General features: G+C 69.0%; 19 protein-coding genes. 17 read left to right on the forward strand and 2 right to left on the reverse strand.

Going from position 1 to position 22,474, the window contains the following annotated elements:
* Window positions 1-89 precede the first annotated feature (89 nt).
* The 14 genes from thyX (at window position 90) to dapF (ending at window position 14,923) form a co-directional block, all read left to right on the forward strand.
* A complete protein-coding gene (gene thyX, locus BLQ39_RS10865; RefSeq protein WP_174775333.1) occupies window positions 90-827 on the forward strand; it encodes an FAD-dependent thymidylate synthase in 738 nt (245 codons plus the stop codon).
* A gap of 106 nt (window positions 828-933) precedes the next feature.
* On the forward strand, window positions 934-1,911 hold the full coding sequence (dapA, locus tag BLQ39_RS10870) for a 4-hydroxy-tetrahydrodipicolinate synthase (protein WP_092323927.1): 978 nt from the start codon (window positions 934-936) through the stop codon (window positions 1,909-1,911).
* A gap of 23 nt (window positions 1,912-1,934) precedes the next feature.
* The gene (locus tag BLQ39_RS10875; RefSeq protein WP_092323929.1) at window positions 1,935-3,611 is read left to right on the forward strand and encodes a ribonuclease J; all 1,677 of its coding nucleotides are present in this window, start codon (window positions 1,935-1,937) and stop codon (window positions 3,609-3,611) included.
* A 168-nt stretch (window positions 3,612-3,779) separates the two neighbouring features.
* Window positions 3,780-6,638 (forward strand): FtsK/SpoIIIE family DNA translocase, encoded by a 2,859-nt coding sequence (locus BLQ39_RS10880; protein ID WP_092323930.1) that lies wholly within the window; start codon window positions 3,780-3,782, stop codon window positions 6,636-6,638.
* Between the two features lie 4 nt (window positions 6,639-6,642).
* Window positions 6,643-7,242: a CDP-diacylglycerol--glycerol-3-phosphate 3-phosphatidyltransferase gene (gene pgsA, locus BLQ39_RS10885; protein ID WP_092323932.1), complete on the forward strand. Its 600-nt coding sequence runs from the start codon at window positions 6,643-6,645 to the stop codon at window positions 7,240-7,242.
* Window positions 7,235-7,786 (forward strand): CinA family protein, encoded by a 552-nt coding sequence (locus tag BLQ39_RS10890; RefSeq protein ID WP_092323933.1) that lies wholly within the window; start codon window positions 7,235-7,237, stop codon window positions 7,784-7,786. Before pgsA ends, BLQ39_RS10890 begins: the two co-directional genes overlap by 8 nt.
* Window positions 7,787-7,970: 184 nt before the next feature.
* Window positions 7,971-8,279, forward strand: a complete 309-nt coding sequence (locus BLQ39_RS10895; protein WP_092323935.1) for a helix-turn-helix domain-containing protein — start codon at window positions 7,971-7,973, stop codon at window positions 8,277-8,279.
* Window positions 8,280-8,301: 22 nt separating this feature from the next.
* Window positions 8,302-8,526 carry a DUF3046 domain-containing protein gene (locus BLQ39_RS10900; protein ID WP_092323936.1) on the forward strand — a complete coding sequence of 75 codons (225 nt, stop codon included), beginning with the start codon at window positions 8,302-8,304 and terminating at the stop codon, window positions 8,524-8,526.
* 16 nt (window positions 8,527-8,542) lie between these two features.
* On the forward strand, window positions 8,543-9,259 hold the full coding sequence (locus BLQ39_RS10905; protein ID WP_241986922.1) for a DedA family protein: 717 nt from the start codon (window positions 8,543-8,545) through the stop codon (window positions 9,257-9,259).
* A 266-nt stretch (window positions 9,260-9,525) separates the two neighbouring features.
* Window positions 9,526-10,638 (forward strand): recombinase RecA, encoded by a 1,113-nt coding sequence (gene recA, locus BLQ39_RS10910; protein WP_092323938.1) that lies wholly within the window; start codon window positions 9,526-9,528, stop codon window positions 10,636-10,638.
* A 154-nt stretch (window positions 10,639-10,792) separates the two neighbouring features.
* The gene (locus tag BLQ39_RS10915; protein ID WP_167738531.1) at window positions 10,793-11,356 is read left to right on the forward strand and encodes a regulatory protein RecX; all 564 of its coding nucleotides are present in this window, start codon (window positions 10,793-10,795) and stop codon (window positions 11,354-11,356) included.
* Window positions 11,357-11,469: 113 nt separating this feature from the next.
* On the forward strand, window positions 11,470-13,083 hold the full coding sequence (gene miaB / locus BLQ39_RS10920; protein WP_092323977.1) for a tRNA (N6-isopentenyl adenosine(37)-C2)-methylthiotransferase MiaB: 1,614 nt from the start codon (window positions 11,470-11,472) through the stop codon (window positions 13,081-13,083).
* On the forward strand, window positions 13,080-14,006 hold the full coding sequence (miaA, locus tag BLQ39_RS10925) for a tRNA (adenosine(37)-N6)-dimethylallyltransferase MiaA (RefSeq protein WP_092323979.1): 927 nt from the start codon (window positions 13,080-13,082) through the stop codon (window positions 14,004-14,006). The genes miaB and miaA overlap by 4 nt, the downstream gene beginning before the upstream one ends.
* 35 nt (window positions 14,007-14,041) lie before the next feature.
* The gene (dapF, locus tag BLQ39_RS10930; RefSeq protein WP_092323941.1) at window positions 14,042-14,923 is read left to right on the forward strand and encodes a diaminopimelate epimerase; all 882 of its coding nucleotides are present in this window, start codon (window positions 14,042-14,044) and stop codon (window positions 14,921-14,923) included.
* Between the two features lie 128 nt (window positions 14,924-15,051).
* Here the strand turns inward: dapF and BLQ39_RS10935 are convergent, their stop codons facing one another.
* The gene (locus BLQ39_RS10935) at window positions 15,052-15,684 is read right to left on the reverse strand and encodes a class I SAM-dependent methyltransferase (protein WP_092323942.1); all 633 of its coding nucleotides are present in this window, start codon (window positions 15,682-15,684) and stop codon (window positions 15,052-15,054) included.
* A gap of 42 nt (window positions 15,685-15,726) precedes the next feature.
* On the opposite strand from BLQ39_RS10935, the gene hflX reads away from it, so the two are divergent.
* The 3 genes from hflX to metE all read left to right on the forward strand — a co-directional run bounded on the left by hflX (window position 15,727) and on the right by metE (window position 20,875).
* Window positions 15,727-17,250, forward strand: a complete 1,524-nt coding sequence (hflX, locus tag BLQ39_RS10940) for a GTPase HflX (RefSeq protein WP_092323944.1) — start codon at window positions 15,727-15,729, stop codon at window positions 17,248-17,250.
* A 248-nt stretch (window positions 17,251-17,498) separates the two neighbouring features.
* Entirely contained in the window at window positions 17,499-18,545 is a 1,047-nt protein-coding gene (locus BLQ39_RS10945) for a methylenetetrahydrofolate reductase (protein ID WP_092323945.1), read from the forward strand.
* Window positions 18,542-20,875, forward strand: a complete 2,334-nt coding sequence (gene metE / locus BLQ39_RS10950; protein ID WP_092323946.1) for a 5-methyltetrahydropteroyltriglutamate--homocysteine S-methyltransferase — start codon at window positions 18,542-18,544, stop codon at window positions 20,873-20,875. Before BLQ39_RS10945 ends, metE begins: the two co-directional genes overlap by 4 nt.
* 136 nt (window positions 20,876-21,011) lie before the next feature.
* On the opposite strand, the gene BLQ39_RS10955 is transcribed toward metE, so the two are convergent.
* Complete coding sequence (locus tag BLQ39_RS10955) at window positions 21,012-22,460, reverse strand: glycosyltransferase family 2 protein (protein ID WP_092323948.1); 1,449 nt, start codon at window positions 22,458-22,460, stop codon at window positions 21,012-21,014.
* Between the last annotated feature and the right edge of the window lie 14 nt (window positions 22,461-22,474).

The raw sequence follows: 22,474 nt of genomic DNA on the forward strand, positions 1-22,474 counted from the left end.
CCGGATCCCGGTCTGTGACAACAGGTTACGCGGGACCGGGCGGCGAGCCACGGCTCGGCGGGCACGCGGCACCGGGTATCGTTTACGCCGTGCCTGAGATTGAGTTTCGCTCCGATGTGACCGTTGAACTGGTTCGCGCCAGCGCCCACGACTCCGACGTGCTGTTCGCAGCCCGGGTGTCGACCCAGGGCGAGCAAACCCTCGAGGAGAGCCGCCTGGAGGGCTCGGAATCCGAGGCCGACCTGAAGCGCGACCGTGGGTTGATCAATTACCTGATGCGCGACCGGCACGGTTCGCCGTTCGAGCACAACTCGATGACCTTCTACGTGCAGGCGCCGATCTTCGTGTTCCGCGAGTTCATGCGCCACCGCATCGCCTCCTACAACGAAGAATCGGGCCGCTACCGCGAGCTGAACCCGGTCTTCTACGTTCCCGCCCCCGAGCGCAACCTGCTCCAGGTCGGCAAGCCGGGAGCCTACGACTTCCTGCCCGGCTCTGCCGAGCAGACCGCCCTGGTCGAGCAGCAGACCCGCGACGTGTCCGTGCACGCCTACGGCGCCTACCAGCGGATGCTGGAGGCCGGCGTCGCCCGCGAAGTCGCGCGGATCATCCTGCCGCTGAACATCTACTCGTCGATGTACGTCACCATGAACGCCCGCTCGCTGATGAACTTCCTCAGCCTGCGCACGAAGCGCGAAGGGACGCACTTCCCGTCGTTCCCGCAGCGCGAGATCGAAATGTGCGCGGAGAAGATGGAGGACTTCTTCGCCGAACTCATGCCGCTCACCTACGACGCGTTCAACACGAACGGCAGAGTCGCCCCCTGACCTCTGGGCCAGGGGCCCCGTGTCGCCGCCCGTGTTGCGGCCTGTGTTGCGACCCCGTGTTACGACCGGGCTGCAGGCAAACCCGCCGAGCCGCTAGCCTGTAATCGTGACTACGCCATCGAATCCATTCGGCCAGGTGCTCGTCGCCCTGGTGACTCCCTTCACTGCCGACGGGGAAGTCGACTGGCCCGGCGTCGCCCAGCACATCGACGATGTGATCCGGGCGGGAGCGGACGGCATCGTCGTCACCGGCACCACCGGCGAGACCTCCACCCTGACCGACCCGGAGAAGATCCGCCTGGTCGAGGTCGGCAAGGATGTCTCCGCCGGCCGGGCGAAAATCATCACCGGCGGCGGTTCCAACGAGACCGCCCATGCCATGCAGCTCGCCAAGCAGAGCGAGAAGGCGGGCGCCGACGGCAACATGATCGTCACCCCGTACTACAACAAGCCCACCCAGGCCGGCGTGCTCACCCACTTCCGCATGATCGCGGATGCCACCGACCTCCCGGTCATCCTCTATGACATCCCGGGCCGCACCGGCATCCCGATCGAGTACGCGACCATCCTCCGCGCCGCCAAGCACCCGAACATCCTCGCCGTGAAGGACGCCAAGGGCGACCTCGCCCAGGTCAGCCGGGTGCTCAACCAGACCGACCTGTTGTACTTCTCCGGCGACGACCCCAACGTGCTGCCGCACCTGGCCATCGGCGCCACCGGGCTGATCGGCGTCACCGCGAATATCGCGGCCACCCCCTACCGGCAGATGGTCGACGCGGTCAACGCCGGCGACCTGAAGACGGCCACCGCCGCCCACAAGCAACTCGAACCGCTGGTGCGGGCGTGCATGACCCACGTGCCGGGCACCGTCGCGGTGAAGTACATCCTGCACGGCCTCGGCCGGATCGGCAGCCCGCGCGTGCGCCTGCCCCTCGTCGGGCCGGAAGAGTGGGAAGCCGCCCAGATCGAAGACGAAATCGACCTGGTCACCGGCATCCCGGGCGTGGACTTCTCCAACTTCCGGCCCGACCGCAACGCCGCGGCCGGAGGGGCGCTGCCCAGGATCGCCGGCACGACCCGCTAAACGAAAGAGCCCCGGGAGGGCATATGCCAGGCGACGTATACGAACCGGCCGCACTCGAGCCCGGGACCCTCCGGATCATCCCGATCGGAGGCCTGGGCGAAATCGGCCGGAACATGACCTCCTTCGAGATCAACGGCAAGATCCTGATCGTGGACTGCGGCGTGCTGTTCCCCGAGGAGCACCAGCCGGGCGTCGACCTGATCCTGCCGGACTTCGGCCCCATCCGAGACCGCCTGGGCGACATCCTCGGCGTCGTGCTCACGCACGGCCATGAGGACCACATCGGTGCCGTCCCGTACCTGCTCAAACTCCGCCAGGACATCCCCCTGATCGGCTCCGGGCTCACCCTCGCGTTCATCGAGGCCAAGCTCAAGGAGCACCGGATCACCCCGTACACGCTGCAGGTGGCCGAGGGGCAGACCGAGCGGCTCGGCCCGTTCAGCCTGGAGTTCGTCGCCGTCAACCACTCGATTCCCGACGCCCTCGCCGTGGCGATCAAGACCGAGGGCGGCACGGTGCTGCACACGGGCGACTTCAAGATGGACCAGCTGCCCCTGGACGGCCGGCTCACCGACCTGCGCGAATTCGCGCGCCTCGGCACCGAGGGCGTCGACCTGTTCCTGGTCGACTCGACCAACGCGGATGTCCCCGGCTTCACCCCGTCCGAGCGCCTGATCGGGCCCGTGCTGGAGGACGTGATCGCCCGGGCGCCGCGCCGGGTCATCGTCGCCAGCTTCTCCAGCCACGTGCACCGGGTGCAGCAGGTCCTCGACGCCGCGCACGCCAACGGCCGCCGGGTGGCGTTGCTCGGCCGCTCGATGGTGCGCAACATGACCATCGCCGCCGACCTCGGCTACCTCAAAGTGCCGGAGGGGGTGCTGGTCGACTTCAAGAAGGCCGGCAACATCCCAGGCGACAAGATCGTCTACATGTCGACCGGCTCCCAGGGCGAGCCGATGGCGGTGCTCAGCCGGATGGTCAACCGGGACCACCAGATCGAGGTCGGCCACGGCGACACCGTCGTCCTGGCCTCCAGCCTCATCCCCGGCAACGAGAACGCGGTCTACCGGATCATCGACGGCCTGACCAGGCTCGGTGCGAACGTGGTGCACAAGGGCAACGCGAAGGTGCACGTCTCCGGGCACGCCGCCGCCGGGGAGCTGCTGTACTGCTACAACATCGTCAAGCCGAAGAACGTGCTGCCGGTGCACGGCGAATACCGTCACCTCGTCGCGAACGCCCGGCTGGCCATGGACAGCGGCGTGCCCGAGGCGAACACCATCCTCGCCGAGGACGGCACCGTGATTGACCTGCGGGACGGAATCGCCCGCACGGTCGGCCAGCTCGACATCGGCTACGTGTACGTGGACGGGTCGACGGTGGGCGAGATCACCGACGCCGACCTCAAGGATCGCCGCACGCTGGCCGAGGAGGGGTTCATCTCGATCATCATCGTCGTCGACGCCAACACCGGGAAGGTCATCGTCGGGCCGGAGATCCACGCGAAAGGGTTCGCCGAGGATGACGCCGTCTTCGACGCGGTCAAGCCGAAAATCGTGGCGGCCCTCGCCGAGGCCGCCCACAGCGGAGTGCGGGACCCGTACGCGCTGCAACAGGCCGTGCGCCGGGTAGTCGGCCGCTGGGTGAACGTGTCGTTCCGCCGCCGCCCGATGATCGTGCCCCTCGTCATCGAGGCCTGACCCGCGCCCCTCCCGCCCGCCTCCCGGGTTGACTTGCGGAAAAAGTACCTTCGTCGAGCCCGGGAAGGTACTTTGTCCGCAATTCAGCGGGCGATGGATGGGCAGCAAGCCGTGACGGGTGGGCGTGGGCTGCCGAACAACGGCGCGGGCGGCGGTACCTTAGATTCCATGGCTACGAGCACTAAGTCGACCGGTCGCGCGCGCACCACGCCCGCACGCGGCACCCCGGCGCGGAAGCCCGTCGCCAGGACGGCGACCCAGAAGACCGTGAAGTTCGAACCGAAGCCGGCCCTGCCCGTGCGCATCTGGATGGCGCTCGCCCACGTGACCGGCGGCGCCGCCCGCGCCCTCGGCCCCGAGCAGCTGTCCAAAGAGGAGCGCCGCGACGGACTGCCGTTCTTCCTCGTGCTGCTCTCGATCGTCGGTGCCGTGATCGAGTGGTTCCTGATCAACAGCCCCGTCGCCAGGACCCTCGACGCCTGGACCTTCGGCGGGCTGTTCGGGCGGGTCGCCTTCGCGCTGCCCGTGATCATGCTGCTGTTCGCAATCTGGCTGTTCCGCAAGCCCAGTTCGATCCACGACAACGGCCGCGTCGGCATCGGCCTGTCCGTCCTGCTGGTCTCGGTGTCCGGGCTCTCCCACATCTTTGGCGGGATGCCGGCACCCAGCGAGGGCATGGAGCGGCTCGCCCTGGCCGGAGGCGTGATCGGCTGGATGATCGCGGCCCCACTCACCTTTCTCACCACCTCGATCGGCGCGACGATCATCGTCATCCTGCTGCTCATCCTCAGCCTCTTCATCATCACCAGGACGCCGCCGAACAAGCTGCCGGAACGGCTGCGCGAACTGTACGCCTGGCTCTTCGGCGCGCAGCTGCCGGACGCAGAGGAACGCCAGGCCACCCGGGACGCCAAGGCCGGGAAGACCGCGCAGGTCGAACTCGACGGTGTCGACGGCGACAACACCGGCGGCGACAACAGCGCGCTGCCCTGGTGGAGGCGCAACAACAGCAAGCGCGAGGAAGACCCCGACTTCGACGGGCCGATCAGCGTCGACGCGCGAGGCAAGGCCCGGGACGCCGACTCCGGCACCGTGGACCCGCTCAGGGACCTGCTCGGCGGCGACGGAACCGGGGGCTTCGCCACCGCCCTCGAGCCGGCGGAGACCCCGGCCGACCCGCGCAGCGACCACTACGGCACCGAGGTGCTCGAAGACCTGGTGCGGGCCGAGGACGCGGTCAAGCGCTTCACCGGCGAGGTCGAGCCGCACGCGTCCGCGATCGGCCTCCACGCCGACGACCCGACGGGCCTGACCGAGGTGCTGCCCGGCTTCGAGGAACTGGAGGCGGCCCTGGCCGCTCCGCCCGCCGAGGCGACCGCGCCCACCGCGCCGCAGCCGACCGTCCCCTACGTGCTGCCGTCGGCGATGACCCTGATCGCCGGGCCCCCGGCCAAGGCCAGGTCCGCCGCCAACGACGACATCGTCCGGTCGATCACCGAGGTGCTGCGCCAGTTCCAGGTCGACGCAAAGGTCACCGGGTTCTCCCGCGGCCCGACCGTGACGCAGTACGAGATCGAACTCGGCCCCGGCGTCAAGGTGGAACGGGTCACCGCCCTGAGCAAGAACCTCTCCTACGCCGTCGCCTCGAACGAGGTGCGCATCCTCTCGCCCATCCCGGGCAAGAGCGCCATCGGCATCGAAATCCCGAACACCGACCGCGAAATCGTCACCCTGGGCGATGTGCTGCGCTCGGCGACGGCCACGAACAGCACCCACCCGATGACCATCGGCGTCGGCAAGGACGTCGGCGGCGGCTTCGTCATCGCCAACCTCGCCAAGATGCCCCACCTCCTCGTCGCCGGCTCGACCGGCTCCGGCAAGTCCAGCTTCGTGAACTCGATGATCACCAGCCTGCTCATGCGCGCCAAGCCCAGCGAGGTGCGGATGGTGCTGATCGACCCGAAGCGGGTCGAGCTCGCCGCGTACGCCGGCGTCCCGCACCTGATCACGCCCATCATCACGAACGCGAAAAAGGCCGCCGAGGCCCTGCAGTGGGTCGTCAAAGAAATGGACATGCGCTACGACGACCTGGCCAGCTTCGGCTTCCGTCACATCGACGACTTCAACAAGGCCGTCGTGGGCAACGAGATCGTGCTGCCGGCGGGCAGCGCCCGCACGCTCAAGCCCTACCCGTACCTGCTCGTGGTCGTCGACGAGCTCGCCGACCTCATGATGGTGGCCCCGCGCGACGTCGAAGACTCGATCGTGCGGATCACCCAGCTCGCGCGCGCATCCGGAATCCACCTGGTGCTCGCCACCCAGCGCCCCAGCGTCGACGTCGTCACCGGCCTGATCAAGGCCAATGTGCCCTCGCGCCTCGCCTTCGCCGTGACCAGCGTCACCGACTCCCGCGTCATCCTCGACCAGCCCGGCGCCGACAAGCTCATCGGCCAGGGAGACGCCCTGTTCCTGCCGATGGGCGCCTCCAAGGCGATCCGGGTGCAGGGCGCCTGGGTCAACGAGGCCGAGATCGAGAAGGTCGTCAAGCACGTGACCCGCCAGGCGCGCCCCGACTACCGGCCGGATGTCGCCATGGAGGCCCCCCGCAAGGAGATCGACTCCGACATCGGCGACGACCTCGAGGTGCTGCTCGCGGCCGCCGAGCTCGTGGTGTCCACGCAGTTCGGGTCGACCTCGATGCTCCAGCGCAAGCTGCGCGTGGGCTTCGCCAAGGCCGGCCGCTTGATGGACCTGCTCGAGTCGCGGGAGATCGTCGGTCCCTCGGAGGGGTCGAAGGCGCGCGACGTGCTCGTCAGCGCCGAGCAGCTGCCGAGCGTGCTCGCCAAGCTGCGCGGATCGGACGCGGAGCACCACGCCGCGGAGCAGCGCGCGGCCGCGTACCCGCCGGCCAATGCCGCCCCGGATCCGCGCTACGCCGACGACCCGGTCGCGAAAATGACCGAAGACTATCCTGAAGAGGACGCCTCCTCCGACGAAGACGCCTGGCAACTGACCGACAGGGATTGAACCGATGGCAACGCCGAACACCGATCCTTCCGCCACGCCGAGCAATTGGAACCTGCCTAACGTGATCACGGTCATTCGCATCCTGATGGCCCCCGTGTTCTTCTGGATGCTCCTGGCCGACGCCGGTCAGCACGGCTCGCTGCGCTGGGCCGCTGCCGTGGTCTTCATCGTCGCGATCGCGACCGACGGCATCGATGGTGCCATCGCCCGTCGCCGCAACCTCGTCACCGACCTCGGCAAGCTGCTGGACCCGATCGCGGACAAGGTGCTCACCGGCGGGGCGCTCGTCTGCCTGTCCATCCTCGGAGAGCTGTGGTGGTGGGTCACGATCGTGATCCTGGTGCGCGAGATCGGCATCACCGTGTTCCGGTTCGTCATGCTCCGCGACCACGTCATCCCTGCCTCCCGCGGCGGGAAGCTCAAGACCGTCACGCAAGCCGTCGCGATTTCGCTCGCGCTGCTCCCGCTCTGGCTGGTCGTGGGCGAGTGGGTGTACTGGGTCAACTGGACCGCCATGGCGCTCGCCCTCATCCTCACCGTCGTGACCGGCGTCGACTACCTCGCGGCCGGCTGGCGCGAGCGCCGGAAGCGCCGCCATGCCTGACCTCCCGGCCGCCGGCCCCGCCTCCCCGCAGGCCCGGGATGCCGACAGCGCCGATGCCGCGGCCCTCCTGATTGCGGAGCTCACGGCCCGGCACCTCACCATCGCGGTGGCGGAGTCGCTCACCGGCGGCCTGCTGGTGGCCGAACTCGTTCGCATCCCCGGCGCATCCGTCGTCGTCAATGGGGGAGTGGTGGCCTACCAGACCGAACTCAAGCACCGCCTCCTCGCGGTGGACAGCAGCATCCTCAACGTGCACGGACCCGTGCACCCCGATGTGGCCATGCAGATGGCGATCGGTGTGCGCACGCACCTCGCCGTCGGCGGTGAGCGGGCCGACATTGGCGTTTCTACGACCGGGGTGGCCGGCCCGGATGCCACGGAGGGGCACGCGCCGGGCACGGTGTACATCGGCCTGTCGCAGGGCTCCGGGTCCTGGGTGATCCCGCTTCGTCTCGCCGGCGACCGCGACGCGGTTCGCGCGCAGGCCGTCGTGCGCGCCGTCCAGGCCGTGCGTGAACTACTCGGCCGGGACCCGTCGGAATAGTTCCGCGGAGGGCGTGGTTACAGTCACAAGATTCCCGAGGCCACGGCAGGACATTCACAAGGAAAGTCCAGTGACCGAGGGTACTCTGGGAGTGTCGGACGGTTGCGGTAACGTAGGCCATCCGCCACCACGAACCCGATCGTGATGGGCACAGTGAGCACAGTTGCATGAGAAGGAGGTTCCGATGATTCTTGTACGTCAGGAAATCGGCGATGTACTCAGGGACTTCCGCCTGCAAAAAGGTCGGACCCTTCGCCAGGTAGCCAGCAAGGCCAGCGTGGCCCTGGGGTATCTCAGCGAAGTCGAGCGTGGTCAGAAGGAAGCTTCTTCTGAGATTCTCGCTTCCGTAGCAGACGCGCTTGACACCCCGATCTCGGTCATCATGCGTGAAGTCGGCGATCGCCTCGCCGTGATCGAAGGCCTCGAACCGTTCCCGGACACCATCCCCGACGAATTCGTTTCGACCTTCGACTCCACCATCATGGCCCGCTAGAGCGACCGGCGCTGGGCGAGTTGTGCGACTGAGTGAGTTCCGCCAGGCCCTGAAAGACGAGTTCGGCGACGCCTACGGCCGGGTGCTCACCCGAGACCTGGTGCTGACCCCCCTGGGCGGTCGCACGGCCGACCAGGCCCTCGCCGGTGGCACGCCCGCCCGCGATGTCTGGCTCGCGCTCTGCGTCGAAACGGATGTGCCCAAGAGCCGCTGGTACGGCGCGGGGCTGCCCGCCCCGCACAAGTAGACCTCAGCGGGACGAGGTGCCGCCCTGGGCAGACGCGTTCACCGGGGTTGACGACGCCATAGCGCCCTTCGGCGACCTCCCGGGGCTCGTCGGGATTGCGGTTCGCCTTGTTGAGCGACTGGGCGAGTGGGGAGTGGGCCTGTTCACCCTGGCCGAAACGGTCTTTCCGCCCATCCCGAGTGAGGTCGTTCTTCCCCTGGCGGGCTTCCTGGCCCAGCAGGGCGAGCTGAGCGGCGCCCTCCTGGTCGTCACGAGCACGCTGGGCGCTTATCTCGGCGCCCTGCTGCTGTACGGACTCGGGGCGCGCCTCGGGCTCGAGCGCTCCATTCGCTGGCTGGCGAAACTTCCCCTCGTTGATCGTGACGACTGGGACAGGGCTGCCCGCTGGTTCGGCCGGCACGGTCGATCGGCCGTCTTTTTTGGTCGTCTCGTGCCGGGGATCAGAAGCCTGGTCTCATTGCCGGCCGGCGCCGAAAGGATGAATCTCACCTCGTTCAGCATCTTCACGATCGCGGGAAGCGGAATCTGGAACACCCTCCTGATCCTCCTGGGCGCCGCCCTGGGCACGCAGTACGAGCTGGTGGCCCAGTACGCCCTGTACCTCAACTACGTGCTCTATGCGGCCATTGCCGGGGTCGTTGTCTGGCTTGTGCTGCGGCGGATGCGAGGACGGCGAGCGGCGAGTGCGCGCGCCGACGACGCGGCGGATGACCCTGGTTCACCGTCCGGGTGACCGAGTGCGGGCGTGACGCGCCACGCCGCGGGTCGCAGGTTCATCGAATACCTGTTCGGATATTGCTAGGCTCCTCAACAGCAGAAGTCGAAGACGGCTTATCCACTTCCGCCGCGATCACCGACCAATGTCGGGGGCCCGGCGTACAGTCGATTTCGTCAACGACAGACCGCACAAGCCTTGTCGACAGGGCGCAATCGGGGTCTTCCCGGTGAGCCGAACGACAGCCTATAGGCGCCACAACGCATGACCGAAGGAGAACGACAATGGCATCAGCAGCAGATCGCGAGAAGGCCCTGGAAGCGGCACTCGCCCAGATCGACCGCCAGTTCGGCAAGGGCTCCGTCATGCGTCTGGGCAGTGACGAGCGCGCGCCCGTCGAAACCATCTCCACGGGGTCGATCGCCCTGGACGTCGCGCTCGGCATAGGCGGCCTGCCCCGCGGCCGCATCGTCGAGATCTACGGTCCTGAATCGTCCGGTAAGACCACACTCACCCTCCACGCCATCGCCAACGCCCAGAAGGGCGGCGGTATCGCGGCTTTCATCGACGCCGAACACGCGCTCGACCCGGAGTACGCCAGGAAGCTCGGCGTCGACATCGACGCGCTCCTCGTCTCCCAGCCCGACACGGGCGAGCAGGCCCTCGAGATCGCGGACATGCTCGTCCGCAGCGGGTCGATCGACCTGATCGTCATCGACTCCGTCGCGGCGCTCGTGCCTCGCGCCGAGATCGAGGGCGAAATGGGAGACTCGCACGTCGGCCTCCAGGCTCGGCTGATGTCCCAGGCCCTGCGCAAGCTCACCGGTGGGCTCAGCCAGACCAACACCACCATGATCTTCATCAACCAGTTGCGCGAGAAGATCGGCGTGTTCTTCGGCAGCCCGGAAACCACCGCCGGCGGCAAGGCGCTCAAGTTCTACGCCTCGGTGCGCCTCGACATCCGCCGGATCGAAACCCTGAAGGACGGCACCGAGGCCGTCGGTAACCGCACGAGGGTCAAGGTCGTCAAGAACAAGATGGCCCCGCCCTTCAAGCAGGCCGAATTCGACATCATCTACGGGGTCGGCATCTCCCGAGAGGGCAGCCTGATCGACTTCGGAGTGGACCAGGGCATCGTCAAGAAGTCCGGCGCCTGGTACACCTACGACGGAGACCAGCTCGGCCAGGGCAAGGAGAACTCGCGCAACTTCCTGCTCAAGAACCCGGACATGGCCAACGACATCGAGAAGAAGATCCTCATCAAGCTCGGTGTCGGCCCGGAGGGCATCGCCGCAGCCAAGGCCGCCAAGGACGCCGCCACGGCAGCCGCAGCCGCCGAGGGCGGCGCCAAGGTCGAGTCCATCCAGACGAAGCTCAGCGCCCGCAAGGGCGCCTAGCCCCGGCCCACGGCGCTGCACGGCCCCGGCCACTGCACGGCACGGCACGGCACGGCACCGAACGATTCAGCACGAGAGGCAGGTCACGGGCGTGGTTCACTTCGAAGCATCAGATTCAGCGCAGGACGCGGCGCAGGACAGCACGATGGCGCCCGTGACCTACCTCCCCGGGGTCGTCCCGCCGGAAGACCCGGCCGCCGAGCAGGCCGCGCACGACGATGCGAGCGCGGAGCGCGAACGGGCCGAGAAGGTGCTGCTGCACCGGCTGCGGGGACGGTCGCTGTCCATCTCCGAGGCGCGCACGGTTCTTCGCACGACCGACATCGACCAGAACGAGGCCGAGGAGATCATCGAGCGTTTCGCGGAACTCCACTACATCGACGAGGAGAAACTCGCCGAGCAGATCATCCACAGCCACCACGAACGCAAGGGCCTCGGTCGAGCCGGGGTGCAGACGGAGATGCGCCGCCGGGGCCTCGACGCCAACCTGATCCTGGAAAAGCTCGAAGAGCTGCCGGACGATGAGGCCGAGCGGGCGATCGAGATGGCCATCAAGCGGGTCGGGCAGCTCGAACGATTCGACGAGCAGACAATCGACCGCCGGCTCACCGGCTTCCTCATGCGCAAGGGCTACAGCTCCGGCGCCGTGCGGCTGGCCGTGAAGGCGGCGCTGGCGTCCCGGTCCGTCGGCAGACCCACGACCGTACGGTTCCGCTAGGCCCCCGGGCCGACGGGCCGATGGGCCGACGGGCTGACGGGCCGGAGAGTGCCGGATCCGGCTGGCGCGCGGCATCCGCCCCGCAAACGTAAACTAGACCCACTATGACCAGCATGACCGCAACACCCGCCCGTGCCACGACGCCCTCCACCGGGCCGACCGTGATCGCCCCGTCCGAGGCCGCCATCGATGCGGATGGCCGCGCGCGCAGCTATGAGGTGCGCACCTTCGGCTGCCAGATGAACGTGCACGACTCTGAGCGGCTCAGCGGCTCCCTCGAGGCGGCCGGCTACGTTCCCGCGAACGGCGTCGAAGCGGACATCGTCGTGCTCAATACCTGCGCCGTTCGGGAGAACGCAGACAACAAGCTGTACGGCAACCTCGGCCACCTCGCGTCCGTCAAGCGCCGCCACGAAGGCATGCAGATCGCCGTCGGCGGCTGCCTGGCCCAGAAGGACAAAGACACCATCCTGGCGAAGGCGCCCTGGGTGGACGTCGTCTTCGGCACCCACAACATGGGTGCCCTGCCCAGCCTGCTCGAGCGTGCCCGGCACAACGGGGAGGCCCAGCTGGAGATCCTCGAGTCCCTCGAGACGTTCCCGTCGACCCTGCCCACGAAGCGGGACTCCAGCTACAGCGGCTGGGTGTCCATCTCGGTCGGCTGCAACAACACCTGCACGTTCTGCATCGTCCCGGCGCTGCGCGGCAAGGAGAAGGACCGCCGTCCGGGGGAGGTCCTCGCGGAGATCCAGGCCCTCGTCGACGACGGCGCCATCGAGGTCACCCTCCTCGGCCAGAACGTCAACTCCTACGGCGTCGAATTCGGCGACCGGCTCGCATTCGGCAAGCTGCTGCGTGCGGCCGGCCGGATCGAGGGGCTGGAGCGCATCCGTTTCACCAGCCCGCATCCGGCGGCCTTCACCGACGACGTCATCGACGCCATGGCCGAGACCCCCGCGGTGATGCCCCAGTTGCATATGCCGCTGCAGTCCGGCTCCGACCGCGTCCTCAAAGCCATGCGCCGCTCCTACCGCTCCACGAAGTTCCTCGGCATCCTCGACCGGGTGCGGGCGCAGATGCCCGGCGCGGCGATCAGTACCGACATCATCGTCGGCTTCCCCGGCGAGACCGAGGAGGATTTCCAGGAGACCCTCCGCGTCGTTGAGTCGGCGCGCTTCGCGACCGCCTTCACCTTCCAGTACTCGATCCGCCCCGGCACGCCCGCGGCGACCATGGCCGACCAGGTCCCGAAGGCCGTCGTGCAGGAACGCTACGAACGCCTCGCCGCCCTGCAGGAACGCATCTCCTGGGAGGAGAACCAGAAGGTCGTCGGCCGCGAGGTCGAGCTCCTCGTCGCCAACGGCGAGGGACGCAAGGACGCCGACACCCACCGGCTCAGCGGGCGCGCGCCGGACAGCCGGCTCGTGCACTTCAACCTGCCCGACGGATCGCCCCGCCCCCGGCCTGGAGACATGGTCACCGTCACGGTCACCGAGGCGTTCCCGTTCCACCTGATCGCCGACTCCGCCGACTCCGCCCCGCTCCGCATCCGCCGCACCATCGCCGGGGACGCGTGGGACCGGCTCGAGGCCGAATCCTGCGGGGTGCCGGCGTCGCATGGCGCGGACAGTGCCGCCGGGCCGGTGTCGCTCGGACTGCCGACCCTGCGACCGGGCAGCGGCTCCGCCACCATTCCGATCTACGACGTCACCGACGGAGAGCGCTGACGCCCGTGCTCGTCGTCATCGTCGGGCCGACCGGCACCGGCAAATCCGAGCTGTCACTCGACCTGGCCGAGCGCCTTGCCGCCCGCGGACAGCCCGCGGAGATCGTCAACGCCGACGCCATGCAGCTCTACCGAGGCATGGACATCGGCACGGCGAAGCTTCCGGTGGCCGAGCGGCGCGGCATCCCGCACCACCTGCTCGACGTGCTCGCCGTCACCGACGAAGCCACGGTAGCCAACTACCAGCGGGATGCCCGGGCGGCCATCGACGAGATCTCCGCGCGCGGCGCCGTGCCGATCCTCGTCGGCGGCTCCGGGCTCTACATCTCCTCCGTCGTATACGACTTCCAGTTTCCCGGCACCGACCCCGCTCTCCGGGCCCGGCTCGAGGGGGAGCTGGCCGAGCAGGGGCCCGGCACCCTGTACGGCAGGCTGAAGGCCGTCGATCCGGAGGCCGCGGCCAGGATCGGCCCGAGCAACGGCCGCCGAATCGTGCGAGCCCTCGAAGTGGTTGAACTCACTGGGGCGCCGCATCGCGCCGCCCTGCCCGGCGAAGCGGTCTACTGGCGGCCGGCGGTCACCGTGGGTCTGCGGATGCCGCGTGAGGAACTCACCCAGCGCCTGGACGCACGCGTCGAAACCATGTGGGCCGACGGGCTCGTCGAGGAGGCGGAAAGGCTCATCCCGTGCGGAATCGAGACGGGCGTGACGGCCAGCCGCGCCATCGGCTACGCCCAGGCCCTCGGCCAGCTGCACGGCACCCTCACCCGCGGGGAAGCCATCGAGACCACGCAGCAGTTCACCCGCCGCTACGCGAGGAGGCAGGTGAGCTGGTTCAAGCGCGACCCGCACACCCACTGGATCGACGCGCGGGCCGCCGACCGGTCGGAGCAGGCGCTGGGCCGCGTGGACCCGGCCACCTGAAGTCGCCCCTGAACCGGGCCGCCTAAACTGGCCTGATGGGCATCGATCTCAACTTCACCAAGGGCCAGGGCACTGGCAACGACTTCGTTCTCTTCGCCGACCCGGACGGGCTGATCGAGCTCACCCCGGAGCAGATCCGCGCCGTCTGCGACCGCCAGTTCGGCATCGGCGGCGATGGCATCATCCGCGCGGTCCGGTCGCGTAGCCTCCCCGACGGCGCCGCCGCGCTGGCCGAAGACGACCAGGCCGAATGGTTCATGGACTACTGGAACGCGGACGGAACGGTGTCGGAGATGTGCGGCAACGGCATCCGGGTCTACGCGCTCTATCTCGTCGAGCAGGGGCTCGCACAGCTGGCCCCCGGCGAGACCCTCGCCATCGGAACGCGCGGGGGAGTGCGCGACCTGCAGCGGAACCAGTCGGGTTTCCAGGTCGACCTCGGGCGTTGGAGGCTCGCCGGGGGCGAACCCCTCGTGCGCGCGAAGAACCTGGCCGTGGCCCGCCCGGGCCTCGGCATCAACGTCGGCAACCCGCACGTCGTGGTCGCCCTCGCCGACTTCGACGAACTCGAGGCGGCCGACCTCGGCTACATCCCGCAACTCGACCCGGAACCGGTCGGCGGCACCAACGTCGAGTTCGTCGTCCCGCACGACCCGCTCGTCGTCGACGGTGTCGGCCGGATCCGGATGCGCGTGCACGAGCGCGGCAGCGGGGAGACGCTCTCCTGCGGCACCGGTGCCGTGGCCGCCGCGCTGGCCACCCGGCACTGGGCCGGCGCCGGCGCCCCCAACCAATGGCGCGTCGAGGTGCCCGGCGGCGTGCTCGGCGTGCGGATGTTCCCGGCCGAGGACGGCGAGCACGCGTCCCTCTCCGGGCCTGCCGTACTCGTCTTCGACGGGGTCTTCAGCCTCGGCTAAGCGACTGTTGGGGTCCAGCGAAGTGAGAGTCGCCGTTTGTGCCGAGAATCGCCGGTAGAACGGCGACTCTCGGCGGAAACGGCGACTCTCGGCGGAAACGGCGATTGTCGACGGCAGACGGCGGCGGGTTAAGCGCCGGCGCCGGGCGCCGGCTCGCGCCGCTTCACCTGCAGCACCCGGAAACCCTTGCTGGTCGCGGTCCGGGCAACGGTGTACTCGGCGGGCAGGTCGCCCTCGAGCCAGCGGTGGAGCGAATCAGAACCGAGGTTGCGCTGCACGACGAGCCAGGCATCCGCGTCGGTTTCAAGGCGGGGAAGCCAGGCCCGCAGCAGCGCGTGGAGTTCGCTCTTGCCCACCCGGATCGGCGGGTTGGACCAGATCGAGCGGAACATCACGTCGGCCGGAACATCGGCGGGCAGCACGGCCTTCACGTTCGTCAGGCCGAGCGCGGCCGCGTTCATCCGAACCAGCTCCAGCGCCCGCTCGTTCACGTCCACAGCCCACACGCTGGCGTGCGGGGAGCTCAGGGCCAGGTGCAGGGCAATCGGGCCCCAGCCGCAGCCGAGGTCGAGGAAGTTTCCCCCGGGCGGCGGCGTCGGCGTGTTCGCCAGCAGGACCTGGGTGCCGGTATCGATGTGGTCGGGGCTGAAGACAGCGTTCGCCGTGGTGACCTCGTACGGGTGCCCGGCCAGTTCCACCGTCACCTTTCGCAGTTTCAGCGCGCTGTCGGGCGTTGCGGAAAAGTAATGCTCTGGTGCCATAGAAGAGAACGTATCGCTTATGGAGGAACTAGGGTTAAAGGGATGACTGAACCAGAAGTGCCGCAGAGCGACGACGTAGTAGCGCGGGTGCTTGCCAGTGCCGAGACCCGGGCCTCCGGCTATGCCCTCTTCCGGAGCGGCTCCGCGCAGGCGCTGCAGGGAGAAACCTCCACCGGCGAGCATGACGGCGAGCAGCAGGACCGGGAAGACCGCAACGCGCTCCGCCGCGTGCCCAGCCTCTCCACCGAGCTTGAAGACGTCACCGAGGTTGAATACCGCCAGTTGCGCCTGGAGAACGTCGTCCTGATCGGCCTGTACACCCAGGGCACCGTCGCGGACGCCGAGAACTCGATGCGGGAGCTCGCGGCGCTGGCCGAAACCGCCGGCGCGACCGTGCTCGACGGTCTGATGCAGCGCCGGGCCAAGCCCGACGCCAGCACCTACCTCGGCAAGGGCAAGGCGGAGGAACTGGCCGGGATCGTGCAGGCCATGGGCGCGGACACCGTCATCGCCGACACCGAACTGGCCCCGAGTCAGCGGCGCGCGCTCGAGGATGTCGTCAAGGTCAAGGTCATCGACCGCACCGCCGTCATCCTCGACATCTTCAGCCAGCACGCGAAGAGCCGCGAGGGCAAGGCCCAGGTCGAACTAGCCCAGCTCGAATACCTCCTGCCGCGACTGCGCGGGTGGGGTGACTCCATGTCCCGCCAGGCCGGCGGCCAGGTGGGTGGGGCCGGGGCCGGCATGGGCTCCCGTGGACCCGGTGAAACGAAGATCGAGCTGGACCGCCGGCGCATCCACACGCGCATGTCCAGGCTGCGCAAGCAGATCCTCGAAATGAAACCGGCCCGCGAAGCGAAGCGGGCAAACCGCAAGCGCAACGCCGTGCCCTCGGTCGCCATCGTCGGCTACACCAACGCCGGCAAGTCGAGCCTGCTCAACCGGATCACCCGCGCCGGCGTGCTCGTCGACAACTCGCTGTTCGCCACCCTCGACGCCACCGTGCGCAAGTCCACCACCGCCGACGGCCGGCTGTACACGCTGACCGACACCGTCGGCTTCGTGCGCAACCTGCCGCACCAGCTCGTCGAGGCCTTCCGCTCCACGCTCGAAGAGGTCGCCGACGCCGACGTCATCGTTCACGTCGTCGACGCCTCCCACCCCGACCCGGTCAGCCAGCTCGCCACGGTTCGCGACGTGATCGGCGAGGTCGGCGCCCGGGACATCCCGGAACTCGTCGTCTTCAACAAGAGCGATCTCATTGCCGACGACGACCGCCTGGTGCTGCGCGGCCTCCAGCCTCGCGCGATCTTCGTCTCGGCACACAGCGGCGAGGGCATCGAGGAGCTCCTGGCCGCGATCGCCGAGATCCTGCCGAGCCCGCAGATCGAACTCGACCTGCTGATTCCCTACGAGCGCGGCGACCTCATCGCCCTGTTGCACGACCAGGGCCGCGTGCTCTCCACCGTGTACGCCGAGACCGGAAGCCAGGTCAAGGCCCTCGTCACGCCGGAGATCCAGGCTCAGTTCACGCCGTTCCTCAGCGTCCCCGCAGCCCGGAGCTGAATCACTCCGCCGGCTGAACCAGCCGGCCGGGGCCCCGACGCGAAACATACAGTCACACTCAAGCGACGACCCGTGAGGCGTTGTTAGAGTGTTTCAATCGTTGCCGCCGGGTTCTTCCCCGGCCGGCATGGAGCGACAGCCGAGCCCGGCACCCGCCCGCGAGCACCCGCCAGGCCTGCCTGGCGGTCCGCGGCCGCCCGGCCATTTCAGTGCTCGTTACTACCGTGCTTCTGCCGAATGAGGGAACAATGACCGAGACGACGACGACGCGAACGCGCGGCCGGCGCATTCCGTTCTCGTTCGAGCTGTACCCGCCCAAGTCCGAGGCCGCCTCGACCGCGCTCACCCACACGATCGACCGTCTCGCCGCGGCCGGGCCCGACTTCATCTCGGTCACGTACGGGGCGAACGGCTCCTCGCGCACCTCCTCGCTCGACGTGCTCCGCTACATCCTGGACGCCACCGGGGTCGACCCGATGGCCCACCTGACCTGCGTGGGCTCCTCGGCCGCCGAGGCGAGTCGGCTGATCCGGGAGTTCCTCGACGCCGGCGTGCGGAGCTTTCTCGCCCTGCGCGGCGACCCACCGCAGGGTGTCGACGAAGGGGAGACCTTCCTCGGCGACCTCGGCAGTGCCGCCGAACTCGTGCAGCTGATCCACCGGGTGCAGGCCGAACGGGTGCCCTATCGCGAAACCGTCATCCCCGGCCTGCCCGGCGCCCGCGCCGTCAAGACCGAACGGGAGAAGGTACGGATCGCCGTGGCCGCGTTCCCCAACGGCCACCCGCGATCCCGGTCGACGTCCCAGGACATCGACACCCTGCTGGCCAAGCAGGCCGCCGGGGCCAACCTCGCGATCACCCAGTTGTTCTTCCACGCCGACCACTACCTCAGCTTCATCCACCGTGCCCGCGAGGCCGGTGTCGAGTTCCCCATCCTGCCAGGAATCATGCCCGTCACCAGCCCCAACCGGCTCCGGCGCATCCTGGAACTGTCCGGCGAGGAGGAGCCGGCCGACCTGTCGATCCAGCTGCAGGTCGAGCCCACCGAACAGGGCCAGCGCGAAATCGGGATCACCCACGCCGTGGGACTCGCCAGGGAACTGATCGCCGGCGGCGCCCCCGGCCTGCACCTCTACGCCTTCAACCAGCACGAAACCGTGCTGGCCGTGCTCGAGGGGTGCGGGGCGCTCCCCGCCTCCTCCCCGCACGCGGCCACCCAGATCAAGGCCGCGCAACGTACGGCCCACCGACCCACATCCACCGGACACACCCACCCCGTCAAGGAGTCAGCATGACGAACACGCCCGCATTCCCCACCGGCACCATCCTCGGCTACCCGCGCATCGGGCGCCGGCGAGAACTGAAGAAGGCGGTCGAGGCCTTCTGGGCCGGCTCGCTCAGCGCCGACGACCTCGAGGCGACCGCAGCAGGGCTCCGCCAGTCCACCAGGGAACGCCTCGCCGGCCTGGGCCTGGCCCGCGCCGACTCGTCCATCCCGGAGAGCTTTTCCTACTACGACCAGGTGCTGGATGCCCTCTGCACGGTGGGCGCCGTGCCGACACGGTTCGCCGGCCTCGTCGACGCCGACGGACGGATCGACCTGGCCGGGTACTTCACCCTGGCCCGCGGCGAGGGCGAGCACGCCCCGCTCGAAATGACCAAGTGGTTCGACTCGAACTACCACTACCTCGTTCCCGAGATCGGCCCGGAGACGGATTTCCGTCTGGCGAGCGACCGCATCGTGCGCGAATTCGAGGAGGCCAGGGCCGCCGGATTCCTGACCCGCCCGGTCATCGTCGGCCCGGTGACGTTCCTGCTGCTCAGCAAGCCCAGCGACGGCGCCCCCGCGGACTTCCAGCCGCTCGACCGGCTGGGCGACCTGCTTCCCGTCTACGCGGCGCTCGTGTCCAGGCTCGCCGCGGCCGGCGCCGACTGGGTGCAGCTGGACGAGCCGGCCCTCGTCAGCGAGAGCATCGAGACGCCCCGGGCCGAGGTCCTCGGCGCCGTCGAGTTCGCCTACGCGACCCTCGGCCGCCTGGCCGAGCGCCCGGCGATCTTCGTCGCCGCGCCGTATGGCAGCCTCGACGACGCGCTCCCGGTCCTCGCGGGAAGCCCGGTCGAGGCGATCGGCCTGGACCTCGTGCGCGGCAGCATCCCCGCCGCCGTCCCCGGACTGTCCGAGAAGACCCTCGTCGCCGGGGTCATCGACGGCCACAACATCTGGCGCGGCGACCTCGCCGGTGCCTTCGACGCCGCGGCACGCCTCCTGGACCTGTCGCCGAACGTCGCGGTGTCCACGTCCACCTCGCTGCTGCACGTTCCGCATGACGTCGAGGACGAGTCATCCCTCGGCGCAGACCTGAAGGGCTGGCTCGCCTTCGCCGACCAGAAGGTCGGCCAGGTTGCCGCCCTCGCCCTCGGCCTGGCCGACGGCCGGGCCGCCATCCAGCCCGTCCTGGACGCCGCCACGGCGGCCCTCGAGGCCCGTCGAACCGCCCCCGGCGTGCGCGACGGTGCCGTGCGCTCGCGCGCCGAGGCGCTGACCGAGGCCGACTTCTCCCGCGGCGACTACGCCATCCGCCTGGCCGAGCAGGACAAGGCGCTGGGCCTGCCGCTGCTGCCCACGACGACGATCGGCTCCTTCCCGCAGACCGGGGAGATCCGCCGCGCCCGCGCCCAGTTCCTCAAGGGGACCCTCACGGCCGACGAGTACCGCGACCTCATGCGCGCCGAGATCTCCCGCGTGGTCGACCTGCAGGAGGAGATTGGCCTCGATGTCATCGTGCATGGCGAGCCAGAGCGCAACGACATGGTGCAGTACTTCGCCGAGAACCTCGACGGCTTCGCGGTCACCGAAAACGGCTGGGTGCAGTCCTACGGGAGCCGCTGTACGCGCCCGTCCATCCTCTGGGGCGACGTGTCCCGGCCGAAGGCGATCACGGTCGAGTGGTCGAGCTACACGCAGGGCCTGACCGCAAAGCCGGTCAAGGGCATGCTGACCGGACCGGTCACGATCCTCGCCTGGTCGTTCGTGCGCGACGACCAGCCGCTCGGTGACACCGCGCGCCAGGTCGCCCTGGCGCTCCGCGACGAGATCGCCGACCTCGAGGCCGCCGGGATCGGCGTCGTGCAGGTCGACGAGCCGGCGCTGCGGGAGCTGTTGCCGCTGAAGAAGAAGGACCACGCCGCCTACCTCGACTGGTCGGTGGGATCCTTCCGCCTGGCCACCGCAGGGGTGGCCGCCCGGACCCAGATCCACACCCACCTCTGCTACTCGGAATTCGGCGTGGTGATCGACGCCATCCGCAACCTGGACGCCGACGTCACGAGCATCGAGGCGGCCCGGTCGCGGATGGAGGTCGTCGGCGACATCCAGTCGCACGGCTTCGACCACGGCATCGGACCGGGCGTGTGGGACATCCACTCGCCGCGCGTGCCAAGCGTCGCCGAGCTGACCGAGCTGCTCGAAGTTGCCGTGGCCGGGATCCCCGCCCGCCAGCTCTGGGTCAACCCGGACTGCGGGCTGAAGACCCGCGGCTACGAGGAGACCGTGGCGTCGCTGCGGAACATGCTCGAGGCGACCCGGATCGTGCGCGCCGAGCTCGGCGCCCGCCAGCCGGCCTAGCCCCGCGACCCCACTCGCCGCGACCCACCTCGCCGAACCGTGAGTTTGGCACCTTCCCGAGCCCGACGAAGGTGCCGAACTCACGGTTCGCCGAGGCAGGGCGGGGCGCGAGGGCGGGTGACGAGTAGCGGGGAGGCTACTTCCAGCGGCGGGAGGTCCCGGCGAGGAACTGCGCGTAACCCGCGATGGAAGCCGTCGAGCAGAGCACCTGGTAGAGGACGAGGAAGGCGAGGTAACCGGTGAGGTTGCGCCGCACGCCCAGTCCCAGCGGACCGAACACCCAGCGGCGCTGGTAGCGCCGAAGGGCTCCGTAGATGATCAGCGTCATCGGGATGACGGTGAGGGCCCAGGCCGACACGATCGCCGGGTAGCCGAACAGGAACAGTACCAGGCCCGGCAGCCAGATCAGGGCGTAGCCGATGTCCAGCAGCGGGATCAGGAGATCGATGGCGGCGATCATTCCGGCCAGCCGTCGGCTCTGGCGCCAGGGCGGGACGGTGCGGAGGCCCTCGAACATGCCTCTCGCCCACCGGGCGCGCTGCCGCATGAAGTGCGCGACCCGGGCGGGGGCGTCGGTGAAGGCGACGGCCGTGGGCTCGAAGATGACCCGCCCGCCCTGTGCGAGCAGCTTCCAGGTCACGACGATGTCTTCGCCGATGGCATCCGGCCAGCCGCCGATCTCCCGCATCTGCTCGGTCCTATAGACGGAGAATGCCCCCTGGGCCACGAGGGTGGCCTGGTACATGCCCTGCATGCGTTTCACGGCGGCGATGCCGAGGAAGTAGTCCCATTCCTGCATGCGAGTGAGCAGGTTGGTGCGCGAGTTGCGCACGAGCACCGTGCCGGCCACGGCTACCGTTGCCACCGGCGCGGATTCGAGCCGGGAGATCAGCCGGCGGAGGGCCTCCCGGTGAAGCAGGGTGTCGGCATCCACGGTGATGACGTACGGCGTCTCCACCAACTGGAGCGCCGTGTTCAGGGCATAGGACTTGCCGGGGCGGCTCTCGTAGGCGACCGCGAGGCTGACACCGAATTCCGCGGCCGCGCGGACAGCGATTTCGGCGGTGGCATCGGTCGAGCCGTTGTCGGCCAGGATGACGGTGACGTCCCCGGCGTAGTCGCTCTGGCCGATGCAGCGGATTGTCTCCGCCATCCCGTTCTCTTCGTTCCACGCGGCCACGATGATCGTCAGCGGCGAGGTCGGATTGCTGACGGTGCGCGGCGGCTGGCGGTCGAGGATGAGGGACATCGCCATCAACGCCACGACGTAGCCGGGCAGGTAGGCCACCAGGGCCACGATGATCCAGGCGGCCGGCGCCCCGATGTCGCGCGAAAGGTCAACTATCCAGGGGAGGGAAAACCAGAAAGCGAGGCCGGTCCAGAGCCCTGCGAAGGTGACGGCGATAGCGAACTTGACGGAGACACTCAGGTAGAACCGCCGGTAGCCCTCCGGCAGCGGCTGCGGCTGCGGCGACGGCGTCGGTGCTGGTGACGGTGGCTGTGATGCGGCGGAGGCGGAACCGGGGGATTCCGGGGTGAGCGTTTGCCGCGCCTCGGGCACGATGCGAGACGTTTGCGCGGGCATGGACTTCCTCGATT

It is taken from the genome of Cryobacterium psychrotolerans (assembly GCF_900101115.1).
Lineage (GTDB): Bacteria > Actinomycetota > Actinomycetes > Actinomycetales > Microbacteriaceae > Cryobacterium > Cryobacterium psychrotolerans.